This window comes from Hungatella sp. L36 (assembly GCF_014288035.1).
Genome location: NZ_JACOPC010000009.1, coordinates 34,966 through 49,426 on the forward strand (window position 1 = coordinate 34,966; position 14,461 = coordinate 49,426).

Genomic DNA, 14,461 nt, shown 5'->3' on the forward strand with positions numbered 1-14,461 from the left:
TCCTCTGAGTTGTCTTTTATTTATTTCTGTCCACTCCGCCATCGCTGACAGAGACCTGGAGCATGTTTGAAAATTCATTCCTGCATGCTATCTCAGAACCGGAAATCCCGGATTCCCTGTTCGATCTTTTCCAAATGATCCTTACAGATATCCCGTACCTTGTCTTTTGGAATATTGGCGAGCTCTGCCTCGATTAACTTCTCTCCGATGGCTTTCGTGTCCTCGGAGGCGTAATCCATCAAAAATTCCTTTAACGTCATAAGCGCGTTGGGATGGCAGCAGTTCTGAATCTGGCCGCTCTTACAGAGGCTCATGAAACGGTCACCGGTCCTGCCTTCCCGATAGCACGCGGTACAGAAGGACGGAATATACCCCATCTCCATCAGCCAGCGCACCACCTCGTCGAGGCTTCTCTGGTCGGAAACGTCAAACTGCTCCGTATCGGTCGGCCGGATCTCCTCCTGATAACCGCCTACGCTCGTTCTGGAAGCGCCGCTGATCTGGGACACACCGAGGCGGATCACCTTTTCCCTCACCTGCTGACTCTCCCTTGTGGATATGATCATTCCCGTATATGGCACAGCAAGACGGATCAATGCGCAGAGCTTTGCAAAGATGTCGTCGCTGATGCTGTTGTCAAATGCGCTTGGATCGATATCGTCGGCATGCTTGATACGCGGAACGCTGATGGTGTGAGGGCCCACACCGTGAACCGCCTCTAAATGCTCGGCATGCATTAAAAGGCCTGCAAACTCATATTTGTAGAGCTCCAGTCCGAAGAGTACGCCAAGTCCCACATCATCGATTCCGCCGTCCATGGCCCGGTCCATAGCCTCGGTATGGTAGGCGTAATCGTGCTTCGGTCCCGTCGGATGAAGCTTCTCATAGCTCTCCTTGTGATACGTCTCCTGAAACAGAATGTAGGTTCCGATTCCCGCGTCCTTTAACTTCCTGTAGTTCTCAACCGTGGTAGCGGCAATATTCACATTCACACGGCGGATAGCTCCGTTCTTATGCTTAATGGAATAGATTGTATCGATACATTCCAATATGTATTCGATGGGATTCCTCACCGGGTCCTCTCCCGCCTCGATAGCCAGACGCTTATGGCCCATATCCTGAAGGGCGATTACTTCCTTTGCCACTTCCTCCTGCGTCAGCTTCTTGCGGGCGATGTGCTTGTTCTTGCCGTGGTACGGACAGTACGTACAGCCGTTGATACAGTAGTTGGATAAGTAGAGAGGTGCAAACATGACGATACGGTTTCCATAGAATTTCTTCTTAATCTCTTCCGCCAGGTTATACATCTCTAAAATCTTGTCCGGCATCTCGCAGGCCAGCAGCACGGACGCCTCCCTGTGGCTGAGTCCCTTCAGCTGCCTTGCCTTCTCGATGATCGAGTCGATCAGCTCCACGTTTTCTTTGTTTTTTTCCGCATAGTCGAGTGTCTCCTGGATCTCCTCGTGTGAAATAAATTCCTCTGCTTTTAACGATTCTGGATTATACATGATTCCTTCCTTTCTTCCGGGTCAGCAAATGCTTCTCCGTCAGTCATTCATTTTTATATTACAAGACTGTCGCCCCGCGAGACGGCAATCCCATAACCGATTTTACTTAAGGATTCCCTTAAGAGTTCCAGGCTCTCCGCGGCCTCGGAGCCGGAGGACAGCTTGTTGTCATACAGCATATACTTCTTTCGGACGCCTGCCGGGGACAAATTCGGCATGACCACATTGGCGCCGCTTAAGATTCCCGCCTCTCTGCCGCCTTCCGTCACGGTTCCGAGTGCCGTGGTAGCAGGAAGCAGCACCTTCGGCATCATCAGACGGATAACCGACAGCAGATACAGTGTCAATTCGGCTGTCCCATTTTCCATATCACAAAACGGAGTGTCCTTATGAGAGAGAAACGGTCCGATCCCAATCATATGAGGACCGAATTCCTTCATGAAGCGCAGATCCTTTACGATCATGGACGCGGTCTGGTATGGTGACCCAACCATAAAGCCGCAGCCAGTCTGATAACCGATTTCCTTCAGATCCTTCAGCGCCGCCATCCGCTTATCGAAGCTCATCGACTCCGGATGAAGCCTTCCGTAATGGCACGGATCGGCCGTCTCATGGCGGAGTAAGTAACGGTCTGCCCCCGCATCATGGAGGCGTCTATAGCTGTCATGGCTTCGCTCCCCTGCCGACAGGGTGATGGCACAGTCCGGACACAACCCTCGGATTGACGCCACAATGGAGCCAAGCCGTTCATTCGTAAAATAGGGATCTTCTCCGCCCTGAAGCACAAAAGTGCGGAATCCCAGGCCGTAGCCAGCCTCACAGCACGACAGAATCTCCTCCTCTGTCAGCCGGTACCGCTCTGCCTCCCGGTTGCTTCTCCTGATTCCACAGTAGTAGCAGTCATTTTTACAGTAATTCGTAAATTCAATCAGTCCTCGGATATAGACGAAGCGTCCGTAGATCCGTTCGCACAGTGCTCTGGCCTCGTTTCTCAAAAACAGGGCTGTCTCTTCATTCCGTTCCGTAATCAGCGTATACAGCGCGTCATCCGGCAGATCGTGATTCTCCGCCAGCCGCACGGCTAAGTCCATGACCTTCTTTGCAGCGTCGCTCATGATTTCACTCCCGAGTAGGCGGTCTTCGAGCTGACTCCCTTCAATTTTCCCACCTTGCCGGAAAGAGCCGATATAATACTCTGGGGAGCGTCCACCGCAATACTGATAATGCTGATCTTCTTCTCATGATAGGGAATCCCCATACGGCCAATGATGTACTGGCGGTATTCATGAAGAATTTCGTTGAGTTCCTCTACGGATTCCTCTGCTTCCACAACGATTCCCACCACCGCGATCCTTGTTTCCATCGTTACACCTCCGGAATCTTATAATATTTCAAATATCAAAGCAAAAATGCCGCACCCCAAAAGGTACGGCAAGAAAAGAATGCGATCTGCATTCCATGTTATATTTCCTATCTCGAGCCGAACCTTTCGCCTCAAAGCATGTTTTTGGCGTCAGGATACAGTAATAGCATATCACGAGCTGTAAATATTTTCAATTGTTTTCTGCCTTTTACAGTTCCAAACAACTTATGCGCCAATTATCCCGCCGTCTGAACTGTTACAACTTATGAACACAACACCTTTCTTTCCACTTTTTGCAATCTTTGTTCTACATTGTCCTGTCGTTTCATCAGAATTTCGACAATCTCATTGTTATATCGCACAGCTGTGACATATTGACGTAACTCTTGCAGGTCTTTGTTGGTTGAATCAATCCTTCGGTTGAGTCTCTGCTCCGTTTTATCCAACTCTTCCAACACCAAATTGGTTTCATGCCTTAAGTCTGCTTTTGTCGCAAAGTCTTTCAAATCGTCTTTTGTTACAAAGACCTTCAAATCGTCTTTTGTTGCAAAGGCCTTCAAATCGTCTTTTGTCGCAAAGGCTTTCAAATCGTCTTTTGTCGCAAAACTTTCCATTTTTAATAGGATCTGATCAATTTTTTCTGTATCTGTCATATATACCTCCATACAAGTAAATTGAACCATACTTTTTACAATCCAATTATTAACTTTTAGTGACGTGTTTCTTATGTATATAATACCATACACGGGCGTATAAAGTCTATAATATTTTAAAAAATATCACAGTTTCAATTCGTATTTACCGGCGCAGAATTGGATTTGGAGGCTGAAAGATACGCTTGGGAGAGACCTGGAGTGAAGACGGGAAAGAGGAGGGGCACAGAGCCTCTCCCCCACTACAACTGTAAATTTTATAGCTAAAGATACCAGCCGTCAGAAAAAGGAATTAAGGCTTACATCTCCCGCACGGCTCATAGCCCTGCGCGATCGCTTCATCCCGGCTGCCGGTGAAGCTCTGCTTGTTTGATTCATTCATCTGTGAAACACTGGAACAGGAAGGATAGTGAAATTTGTGAGTATTGGTATTGAAAATATAAGTGGTCTCGGTACTGGATTTACTTTCGTTTTTACTTTCTGCGCTGCTCTCAGCTTTTTTCCCGGCTGTGCTGCCGTCCTCGGGCGCTGCGGTCTCCTGTGGTGCACTCTCTGATCGCTGACTGCTGCCGGTAGCGTAGTCTATGGTGACTCCGGGCTGCACGTTATAGACGAATACACAGAATAAAATTCCGTCGCCCTCGTCCTCAACGGATTCTGCCTCCATCAGTACGCCGTCAGCGATCAGATTATTACCCTGGAAAACCGGAGTAACACGGTACAGGACATGGTTTTTCGTTTCCTTGACGTAGTCGGCCACCATGTTCTCAAACGGCAGCATGCCGTCCACATTCATATACCGGGTACCTGTGATCAGATTCTTTTCATTGGCATTCTCAGCCGTCAGCTGAAAGCCGATTAAGTGGCACCGGTTATAGAGGTACTTACCGTCTACAAAATCGTATTTTATGGTCTGCCACCCGGAAGGCTTCACCTTGCCTATGGACCCGCGTTTTTCTGTCGGCATAAGGTCTGTGCCTACATTGGCATAGGCCGTGCCGCATCTTCCGAGGCTGTCTAAATCACTGTAAGTCTCGAAGGACTCTGTCGTGAAATCTGACGTTTCGAAATAGGGGACATTCCCGTTTACCGCGGCATACGCTTCTCCCGAATAGGCGGGAATATCGGATACTTTGAACTGCTTCGGTCCTGTACTACCCACAAGCTCTGTCTCATTGGCCAATACACCGGCAGTGCTTTGGCTTTCGCCGGTCTGAGCCGATGTCTGGTCTGACATTTGAGCCGATGTCTGAGCCAGCGCCTGGTCCGGAATCGGGGCCGGTGACTGGGCGCAGCCGGCAAGGAGCAGCGCCGTCATGACTAAAACTGCAATATAATTACTTATTCTCTTCATCTTTTTTATACACTTCTCTTATTATTTTTTCGTGGGAGCTTCCCTCAAACTCCTCGGATTCCGTCATGGTCCATCCATGAGACAGGATATCCGCCGGAAAATGGAAATCCGCCGGATAACTGCGGTTCCATTGAAACAGAATGATCGATTCAAGCTCATCTTCATATGGCCGAATGTCCTGGTCCTCAACAAAGCAGTACTCTCCGCTTCCCGCCCTGTCAAGAAATGCCGGATCGACGGACAGCCAGTCCGGTTTAGGCTCCGGGAACAGCTTACTGGAGTACTCGTTCATCCAAAGTCTGCTGTTCTCCGAGCACCGGAGCACCCGCTCCTGCACTGCGCTGTCTCTGCTCTGACGCCGGTGGTTGAACATCATGCCGTTATGGTCGTCAACACAAATCATGACTATCATTTTTTCCTTCCTCTCCCAGAGCATGTCTGAAAATTCATATCCAGATACGCTCTAATCAATCTTCGGTCTCACCGGATGCCTGATTACGGTTTTCATACGCTCCGGAGAAACCTTCCTCGGATCACTTAAGTATATCTCATGGTGACGCCTGCGATCAGAAATATCGTTCTCATAGCCCTGTTCCATCCTATAATGGTCCATCTTTGCAACGGTGGCCGGTTCCTCATTATAGCTTCCAATATGGAGACACTGGACGCACAGGCCCTCCGAAACTGTAATCAGCTCCGCAAGACTCGTATCGATCCTTTTTTTTCGCTGCGCCTCCTCCTTCGCCCAGGCAAATACCTCCTCTGTGACGAATTCCGGCACTCTGATTATGGAAATCCAGTTAAATCCGGACTTGTTCCTGTAATCGACGCCCGGCGCGCCGCCTTCCATCCACCAGAAGCCCTCCAGCGGCGGAACGACGTACTCGAAGAAGCCGTCAACCTTCCGGCTTCCCTTATAGCTCATCTTAATCGTGTAGGAAATCCCGTACAGAACGGCAACCGCCCTTCCGTATTCCCCTTCCGGCTCGTTCGGATCTCCGTGTCCTCTCACCGCCGCATACTGCATGGAAGGTACCTCCACGATGGATGGCATCTCCTTCGGAAGATACAATGCCTTATACTCTTTTTTATAATCAAATGGTGTCATACTGCTGCCTCCTTACTTTTTTATGAGTGTAACACAGTAAACACGACAACTGTATGACATGATTATTTAATTACAACGGGAATTCCTGCGCTCACCTCGATGACGCGGTCTGCAAGCATTCCCAGACGGCAGTTGATTTCTCCCAGAACCTTTAGATAGAGAGCCGTGGATTCATCCCAGCCGCAGAGATCTCCGGTATCCGGATTTTCCCCGTTTTCGTCCCATTTTATGCAGACCGGTTGTTTGCGGTAATCGCCGGCCGAAAACACCTCGTTGGTCACGATGACGAGATCAGATACTTTCCTACTCAGACTCAGAATTCCGTCTACTACCGAATCCGCCGCCGCAGAACCGTATTCGGCGGAAATGCTGTCCGGACAGTCGTCCTCCCCGGTTCCAAACAGTTCATTGGAAACCAGGTTGGAGAGGCATTCCAAAAGAACTGCATACTCCGCTGCTCCGGTCAGCTCTCCGTCTTTTCCTGCGGCAGGCAGCTTCAGCCGCTCTAAGCCGAGGTAGCACTCCACAGTCTCAAACTGCTTATCTGCCCGCATCAGACGGTGACGTTCAATCCGGCGTCTGCACTCCTCATCCCAAGGCTTCATGGTCGCAATGTAGATCCGCCTCCGTTTTCCCAGTCTGACAATCTCCTGCTCGGCAAAGGCCGATTTTCCGCTACCGCTGCCTCCCGTTACCAGTGTTACCATCCTCTTCCTCCTCGCTGTGAGCACCAGCACGCCCTGGTGGTGCCGGGATGCACTGCTAATGTGCCCCGGAGTTAGTCTGAGGCGCCAGCGGCTTGTACTCCTCAATCTGAATATCCTGAAATGTGCTCATTTTGGTATAAACCTCCAGCGCCATATCGAGAAGCGGGATGGACGCAACCGCGCCGGTTCCCTCCCCCAGACACATTCCTGCCGCCACAAATGGTTTTAAGCCCAGTTCATCCAGGAGCAGGCGGCCCGCCGGTTCCGCCGAAACGTGGGTGGCCAGCATATAATCGCGGGCGGCCGGTGCCAGCTTTGCTGCGGCAAGCGCCGCAGTACCCGAGATAAAGCCGTCGATCAGAACGGGAATGCGGTAGACCGCGCCCCCTAAAAAGACGCCGGTAAGGCCGGCGAGATCTAAGCCTCCCACATGGGCGATCACATCGATGGCATCGCTGCATTCCGGTCCGTACCGCTTCACAGCTTCCCGGATAACGGATATTTTTTTCATCAGGCCCTCGTCCGACAGTCCCGCCCCGCGGCCCGTCATTTCAGCCGGATCACGATCCAGCAGCATGGCCGCCACGGCACTGCTCGTCGTCGTGTTGCCGATCCCCATCTCTCCGGTGGCGATCAGACGGTACCCTTTTTCCTTCAGTTCCCCAGCCACGCTAATTCCCGCGGCAATGGCCGATACTGCGGTTTCCCGGGTCATGGCCGGTTCTTTATGGAAATTCTTTGTTCCATAAGCCAGTTTTTTCCGTATCAGCGGGTTTCTGGCGCCGGAACACAGATCTCTGGAGACTCCGATATCCACCGGAAACACGTCCACTCCCGCCCGGTCAGCCATGAGGCAGACACTGCTGTTTCCATCCGTCATATTTTCAGTTACCACGGCAGTGACTTCCTGTCCGGTCTGCGTTACACCTTCTTCTACAATGCCGTTATCACTGCACATGATAATCAGCGCCCGTTTACCGATATCAACATGCTGGGTCTCTGATATTCCGGCGATCTTTATCACGTCCTCTTCGAGAATCCCCAGGCTGTAGAGCGGCTTCGCCACATGGCTCCATGTGAGAGAGGCCAGTTCCGCGGCACCTGCCGAAAGAGGGGATATCCTGGACAACACCCCGTTTAAGCATTCTTCCGCCGTTCTCTCATAGAGTTTAAACCACGGAAGGCCCCAGGAGCCCAGTCCCAGATCCACAGTCGCCACATAACGGTATCCCTGCCGCTCATAGAGCCGGACTGCAGGTTCATTTTTCTCGTATACGTCAAGGCGGATCGTCTTCTTTCCTTCCCTCAGGGCCTGCAATTCCGCAAACTCCATCAGGAATTTCCCCGCGCCGGATTTCCTGAAATCCGGGTGAACGAGAAATGTATGGATCACCATTACCTCATCCGGCTCCGCCTCCACGCCCCAGGAGACACCGTTGTATGCGGCCTCCTGCTTTCCATTTAATATGATGGAACCGATGATGCGGCCTCCAGTCTCCGCCACATAGAGTGTGCCTGTCTCCACACCCTCTTCCGCCGCGTCCCTTCCGGGATAGACTCCCTTTTTCCAGCCCGGATAGTTGACATGGCTTTCCAGATGCCCGACCGTCTCGTCGTATAACCGCACCAGTTCGGGAATGTCCTCTGAGACGCCCCGCCGTATGTTTAATTCTTCTGTCATGACTTAAGTTCCTTTCCTGCAAAGCTCCAGCCACCGCTCTGCGGCAGACGGATTCGATGGATAATAAAGATGGGGAAAACCGGCCAGCAGACCGCCATCTGCATGAATGCAGTCCCAGCTTCTCTTTCCGCCTGGTTTCACGGCCTTCATCGCATTGCCGCAGGCCGTGCTGTCCCAGTAGTGGAATTCATGGCCGCGGATCTCTTCCCCTTCTTTCAAAAGCGGGGTGTCCCCATAGGGCACGAGCCCGATGTATCCGAATCGGGACAGTTTTCCGGTTGGAAATGCCCGCCCCGCGATAACTCCCGCCATGGGAAAGACCTCCCCCTCCTTCGTCTCCAGCTCCTCATGAAGATAGAGGAAACCGCCGCACTCCGCGAGTATGGGCATTCCGCCGGCCGCCGCTTCTTTTATTTCTCTTAAAAGGGAGCCGTTGGCCGACAATCTTTCGGCATAGAGTTCCGGGTAACCGCCGCCGAGCATCAGCCCGGCAATATCCTTTGGCAGATGCTCATCCCGCATAGGATCAAATTCCACGAACTCGGCTCCCAGACTCTCAAAAAGCTTTATATTTTCCTGATAGTAAAAACAGAAAGCCTCGTCTCTGGCGATACCGATCCGGATGCGTTCCGTTCCGGGCGCTTCAATGGCGATTACGGCCTCCGCACCGCCCTCCGCCGCTTCACCGTCGTCCTTCCATTCCCCGGCACCGCCTGCCAGCCGTAAAAGCCCCTCCACATCCACGGTCTTCTCCATCTCTAAAGCCAGCAGTTCCAGCCGCTCCCGCAGGGCTTTGGACTCCTCCGGAATCACAAGTCCGAGATGACGGCTGGTTACTTTTGCCGCGTCGCATTCCGGCAGATAGCCGAACACGGAAATTCCCAGCTTTTCGATCTCCGGCACGAGACGTTCCGCCATCACCGGAGAGATCCTGTTTAGGATAACGCCGCGTATACGGCTGTCTTTTCTATATTCCAGAAATCCTTTTATTTCTGCCGCCAGGGAAAGTGAGGCTCCCTTGCAGTCCAGAACCAGTACGACGGGCGCGTCAAGGGCGCGGGCCGTGTCGTAGGAGCTGGCCCAAGTGTCATTTCCTCCGACACCGTCGTAATATCCCATCACGCCTTCCACCACCGAAAGGTCAGCACCGGCTGCCAGGTCCTTAAACTGATTTCGCACCTCTTCCTCAGGCAGGAAAAAAGTATCCAGATTCCCACCGTCAATTCCCAGTACATACTTGTGAAACATGGGATCGATGTAGTCCGGCCCGCACTTAAACGCCCGGCATTCTATCTTCCGCTTTTTCCATGCAGCCAGCAGTCCGCAGGTCATCATCGTTTTTCCGCTGCCGCTCTTCGGTGCGGCAAGCATCAAACGCGGATATGCGGTTTCTGAGCCGGAGGCCTTTTCGGCTGTCACCGCTTGCTTTGCCGCTTTCACGCCCCCTGTCTCTCTCCCCCCAAAGGAAATCACATAAACAGGGTTCTGAGCCATCATCATGTGGACCCGGCCCGCCGCCTTCGCCCGTGAAACTGACACCAGAACGATATCGGCCTCAATCCCGCGGGCGGCAGTCCATTCCATCACCTTCGAAACGGATTCCAGCGTGATCGCATTCACCACCACCCGGACCTCTGGATTCTTTGCCAGCAGCAGAGAAAGAATATCTGCCATTTTGCCGGAGGTGCCTCCCAGAAATGCATGGGTAGGCGCCTCCAGACCCTCTAAAGCCTCCGGGGCCGCGCCTTCTATGATTCGAATCTGCTCCGCCTGAAACTTTTTCCTGTTTTTCTCCAGCAGCTCCACGGCCTCCCGCTTCTTCTCGACCGCATAGACTGTGCCTTCCGGCATAAAAGCCGCGGCCTCCACCGACACGGAACCGGTCCCCGCTCCGATATCATAGAGGACCGAATCGGGCGAAAGCTCCAGCTTCTCCACCGAAACGGCACGAACCTCGCTCTTCGTCATGGGGACCTCTCCCCGGATAAACCATTCGTCTCTCATCTGACACCCTCACTCTCTTCGTTCCGTTCCATCAGAACCACAGCCAGGCTTGTAAATTCCATGGTTGCAAGCTGGTCCGGCGTTCCGGTCACAATCCGCTCATCGGCATAGGAGAGCCGCTCCCCCGCAGTGATTCTCACGTCGGTAAGCCCGGCTCTTAAAAGCTGCTTACAGAGTTCCTTTACCGTGTGCGCCCCGCCCAGCAGCGTAAATACCGCCGGATTCTGAGCCAGCACCTGGGCCGCGTCGCAGTCCCGCCCGTGCAGGCTGATCAGTTTCACATGCTCCCAGCTTCGTCCCATTTTGGCACATAAGTACGACACGGACGAAATCCCCGGGTAAGTGGTGAATTCATAGGAATCGCAGTACGGTTTTTCCGAGAGCACGGCGGCCATACCGGACGCGCCGCTGTAAAACCCCGTGTCGCCGGAATACAGGACACCGGCTCTTTTATGCTCCGGATGGCTCTCAAGCCATTCCAGGATTTCACGGTTCCCGTAAATCGGAACCCGCAGGATTTTCGACGCCGCTTCTCCCAGCGTCTCCGCCGCGTCCGTCATGCGTCTGGCGCCAAATAAGACATCGCACCGTTTCAGCGCCTCAGCGGCCGCAAGCGTCATCTGGCCCGGGCCTCCCATCCCTGTCCCGATGAGAGAAAGCTTCCGTTTGGCGGATACGGTTCCCGCTTCTTTCAGGAGTATTTTCGCCGCGTCCAATGTAATTCCGTCTCTCTCCTCCAACGGTCTTCCAATCACAACCGCTGTCACGGAGAGTGCTTCCGCTGCGGAGAGCTTCTCTAAAAAGCCTCCCGCTGTCCCCGCTTCCTTTGTCACTAAATAGCGGACTCCCAGCTGCCGCATCATGGCCCGGTTCATTTCTTCGGAAAACGGGCCCTGCATGGCGATGATGCGTTTTCCCCTTATTCCGATGTCTTCGCAGGCGGATATGGCGGCGCAGGAGGGAAGAACCCGCACGTAAAGCCTTTCCTCATATCCCGGAAGCGCTGTATAGGCGGCAAGTTCCTTGCTCCCCGTAGTCACGAGGATGTCTCCCTCCCTGTCCTTCAAGTAACAGACGGCTTCCTCTACGGAATGCACGTATACGACTTGAGATGCAAATGCTGCGGCTGGGCCTTTGCCGCTGTCACCTCCAGGATTCTCCGCTGCAGCAGACTCCCGCGTCACCCGCAGATAGGAGACCCTGGCGCGGCCGCAGGCTTCCTTTATATTTCTGGTTGCCTCCGCAGCATACGGATGGGTCGCGTCAAAGACGGCGCGGATGGAGGCCCGCTTCATGAAGCCCTCCATCGCCTCCCCGGCCATACGGCCCGAAAGCACATGGAGATATTCACTTTCCGGTAGCAGGTCCGCACCGTAACCGCTGACAACGCTGACGTACGCCTCTATTTCCTGCTGGTGGCAGTATTCGGCAAGAAGACGGCCTTCCGTAGTGCCTCCGAAGATTAAAATCCTACACATTCCGGTATCCTCTCGGCGTTACCATCCTCCCGTTTACCGCCTTTGTCTTCTCATTGCCGATGAACACGGTGGTAAACATGTCAGTGGATGTATCCCTTAATTCGGAAAGCGTCATAAGCTCCATGGACTCCCCTTCCCGGCCGATATTCTTTGCAATGCCGCAGACCGTTTCCGGCTTCTTGGCGGTGAGCATGATGTCACACGCCCGTCTTAAGTAATCCGACCGCTTCCGGCTGGAGGGATTATAGAGGCATATGGCCAGATCCGCCTTTGCCGCGTGCAAAAGCCTGTCCTCGATCAGCTCCATCGGAGTCAGTAAATCGCTTAAGCTGATCACGGCAAAATCGTGCCCCAGAGGCGCGCCGAGCAAGGCGCCGCCGCTTAACGCCGCCGTCACTCCGGGAATCACCTCCACGATCGGGGAATCCGATTCTCCCACCAGCTCCAGAATAAGGCCGCTCATTCCGTACACACCGGCGTCCCCGCTGCAGATCAGCGCCACCGTCATGCCGGCCTCCGCCTTCTCGATTGCCATACGGCACCGTTCTGTCTCCTGCCTCATGGGCGTGGTGATCCACTCTTTTCCGGGAAAATGTTCCCGCATCAAATCCGCATACACCGTATAGCCGACCACCACCTGGCTCTCTTCCATAGCGCGAACCGCCTTTATCGTCATCTGTTCGTAGGAACCCGGTCCGATTCCCACCACATATAATTTTCCTGTCTGCTTCACAGCTTCACCTTCCAATCCCGGACCGCGGCCGCCACCGTGACGCCGCCGCCCGCCTGTTTTCTCATCATCAGTCTTCCTCCGCCCAGGTCCTCTACAAGGCTTACGGCGGCCCGCTCGCAGACGTTATCCACGCCTGTGATCTCCTTAACAAAAGAAGACGGGGAGAATTCCCCCTTCGCCTGCAGCAGCCGTTCGGCCGGATACGTTTGAAAGGAGAGGCCATGCTCCCTTACATAGGAAAGGAGTCCGGCTTCCTCTTTCTTTATATCGATTGTCGCCACGGCGGCCGCACTCTCCGGCTCGATGTTCCACCGGCTTAATGCCTCCTCCACGGCTGCTTCTATTCTTTCTTTTTCCGTGCCCCTCTTACAGCCGATTCCCAGGATTACAATCCGCGGTACCAGACGGAGCACCTCCCCGCCTTCCGGCAGGAACAGCTTCAGAAAGTCATGGTTCTCCGGATAACGCTTCACCGTAATCCAGACATTTCTTTTACAGCTTTCCTTCTGGGTAAAGCCCTCCGGTACGCTTCCCGCTGCGGGGAAATCGCTGAAAAATCCCACCGGCTCACCGGCCAGTACATCGGCGGACACCGCCTTTGCCGTCTTCATATCCGAGATCCAAAGCCCCTGCTCCTTTGCAAAATTATCCACCGCAAAGCGGCCATGGATATCCGTGGCCGTGGTGATGACGGGGATTCCTCCCGTCAGCTTCGCCGTCTCTTCCGCCAGCCCATTGGCTCCTCCCAAATGGCCGGACAGAAGGGAAATGGAAAAGCGGCCGCTATCATCGATGACCACAACGGCCGGATCCGTCCTCTTGTCCTTTACCCACGGTGCAATGGCCCTGACGGCGATCCCTGCGGCCCCGATGAAAATCAGCCCCTCCCGCGTCTCAAACTGGTTCCCGGTCCATTCCTGAAGGCTGGATTTTAAGGGTTCCAGACCATTTGTCTCGTGAAACGGGTTCAAAAACTTCTCCAGCACGTACCCGCGGCATTCATGGCCGCTGAGTTTCAGTTCCTTCAACAGCCGGGCGCCAAGCTTCGCCCCCGCTCCTGTAAAACAAATCAGCGAAAGCCTCATCATTTCCTCTCTTTCTGTGCCCCCTCAGAATCACTTCCCTGCCTGTATTCCGTCGTAAATCCCGAATCATACAGCTTCGAAAGGGCATACCCGCTCTGGCTCACCGCGTTTCCCACGATGATCAGGGCTGTCTTCCTGATCTGCTCCCCGGCCGCCCGCTCTGCCAGCGTTCCCACCGTGCAGACGACCTTCTTCTCATCATCCCAGGTAGCCCGGTAAACGATGGCTGCCGGAGTGTCCGCGCCGTATCCGCCGCGCATCAGCTCATCCGCCAGCTCTGCCACCATGCCTGAGCTTAAGAACAGGACCATGGTCGCCCCATGCGCCGCAAATGAAGCGATGGATTCCCGCTCCGGAACCGGAGTCCGCCCTGCCATCCTGGTGATCACCACGCTCTGGGATATCTCCGGAAGCGTGTATTCCATATTCAAGGCTGCGGCGGCTCCACAGAAGGAGCTGACTCCCGGGCAGACTTGATAGGAGATCCCCAAACGGTCAAATTCATCCATCTGCTCCCGGATCGCCCCATAGATGCAGGGGTCCCCCGTGTGCAGGCGGACAGTCATCTTTCCCTCTGCCTCGGTCTCACGGACCGCCTCTACCACCTGATCGAGCGTCATATACGCGCTGTTTAACACGCGGCAGCCTTCTTTTCTGTATTCCAGCAGCGCCGGATTTACCAGCGAGCCTGCGTAAATGATTGTATCCGCCTGTGAGATCAGTTCCTTCCCACGAACGGTAATAAGATCCGGTGCTCCCGGACCTGCTCCTACGATATGTACCATCT

At 53.7% G+C, this 14,461-nt stretch carries 14 protein-coding genes; all 14 read right to left on the minus strand.

Annotated features, from left to right (window positions below; all coding sequences use genetic code 11):
- Positions 1-92: 92 nt before the first annotated feature.
- The 14 genes from hydG to cobM all read right to left on the minus strand — a co-directional run bounded on the left by hydG (position 93) and on the right by cobM (position 14,459).
- Entirely contained in the window at positions 93-1,508 is a 1,416-nt protein-coding gene (hydG, locus tag H8S80_RS19990) for a [FeFe] hydrogenase H-cluster radical SAM maturase HydG (RefSeq protein WP_002603500.1), read from the minus strand.
- 53 nt (positions 1,509-1,561) lie between these two features.
- Complete coding sequence (gene hydE / locus H8S80_RS19995) at positions 1,562-2,623, minus strand: [FeFe] hydrogenase H-cluster radical SAM maturase HydE (RefSeq protein WP_117630863.1); 1,062 nt, start codon at positions 2,621-2,623, stop codon at positions 1,562-1,564.
- Positions 2,620-2,871 carry a TM1266 family iron-only hydrogenase system putative regulator gene (locus tag H8S80_RS20000; RefSeq protein ID WP_002603498.1) on the minus strand — a complete coding sequence of 84 codons (252 nt, stop codon included), beginning with the start codon at positions 2,869-2,871 and terminating at the stop codon, positions 2,620-2,622. The genes hydE and H8S80_RS20000 overlap by 4 nt, the downstream gene beginning before the upstream one ends.
- Before the next feature lie 263 nt (positions 2,872-3,134).
- Positions 3,135-3,524, minus strand: a complete 390-nt coding sequence (locus H8S80_RS20005) for a hypothetical protein (protein WP_117630864.1) — start codon at positions 3,522-3,524, stop codon at positions 3,135-3,137.
- A 292-nt stretch (positions 3,525-3,816) separates the two neighbouring features.
- Positions 3,817-4,878 (minus strand): DNA/RNA non-specific endonuclease, encoded by a 1,062-nt coding sequence (locus H8S80_RS20010; protein WP_117630865.1) that lies wholly within the window; start codon positions 4,876-4,878, stop codon positions 3,817-3,819.
- Positions 4,862-5,290 (minus strand): hypothetical protein, encoded by a 429-nt coding sequence (locus H8S80_RS20015; protein WP_025530724.1) that lies wholly within the window; start codon positions 5,288-5,290, stop codon positions 4,862-4,864. Before H8S80_RS20015 ends, H8S80_RS20010 begins: the two co-directional genes overlap by 17 nt.
- A 51-nt stretch (positions 5,291-5,341) precedes the next feature.
- A complete protein-coding gene (locus tag H8S80_RS20020) occupies positions 5,342-5,986 on the minus strand; it encodes a GyrI-like domain-containing protein (RefSeq protein WP_117630866.1) in 645 nt (214 codons plus the stop codon).
- A 62-nt stretch (positions 5,987-6,048) separates the two neighbouring features.
- Positions 6,049-6,693 carry a bifunctional adenosylcobinamide kinase/adenosylcobinamide-phosphate guanylyltransferase gene (locus tag H8S80_RS20025; protein WP_117630867.1) on the minus strand — a complete coding sequence of 215 codons (645 nt, stop codon included), beginning with the start codon at positions 6,691-6,693 and terminating at the stop codon, positions 6,049-6,051.
- 55 nt (positions 6,694-6,748) lie between these two features.
- Positions 6,749-8,374, minus strand: coding sequence for a nicotinate-nucleotide--dimethylbenzimidazole phosphoribosyltransferase (cobT, locus tag H8S80_RS20030; RefSeq protein ID WP_118519138.1), 1,626 nt, complete (start codon positions 8,372-8,374; stop codon positions 6,749-6,751).
- 3 nt (positions 8,375-8,377) lie between these two features.
- Positions 8,378-10,378, minus strand: coding sequence for a cobyrinic acid a,c-diamide synthase CobB (locus tag H8S80_RS20035; RefSeq protein ID WP_243007846.1), 2,001 nt, complete (start codon positions 10,376-10,378; stop codon positions 8,378-8,380).
- Positions 10,375-11,856 carry a precorrin-6A reductase gene (gene cobK, locus H8S80_RS20040; protein ID WP_117630868.1) on the minus strand — a complete coding sequence of 494 codons (1,482 nt, stop codon included), beginning with the start codon at positions 11,854-11,856 and terminating at the stop codon, positions 10,375-10,377. The genes H8S80_RS20035 and cobK overlap by 4 nt, the downstream gene beginning before the upstream one ends.
- Positions 11,849-12,589 (minus strand): precorrin-3B C(17)-methyltransferase, encoded by a 741-nt coding sequence (cobJ, locus tag H8S80_RS20045; RefSeq protein ID WP_029466496.1) that lies wholly within the window; start codon positions 12,587-12,589, stop codon positions 11,849-11,851. Before cobJ ends, cobK begins: the two co-directional genes overlap by 8 nt.
- Entirely contained in the window at positions 12,586-13,677 is a 1,092-nt protein-coding gene (locus tag H8S80_RS20050; RefSeq protein WP_333490791.1) for a cobalt-precorrin 5A hydrolase, read from the minus strand. Before H8S80_RS20050 ends, cobJ begins: the two co-directional genes overlap by 4 nt.
- Positions 13,674-14,459, minus strand: a complete 786-nt coding sequence (gene cobM, locus H8S80_RS20055; protein ID WP_117630870.1) for a precorrin-4 C(11)-methyltransferase — start codon at positions 14,457-14,459, stop codon at positions 13,674-13,676. The genes H8S80_RS20050 and cobM overlap by 4 nt, the downstream gene beginning before the upstream one ends.
- Positions 14,460-14,461 lie beyond the last annotated feature (2 nt).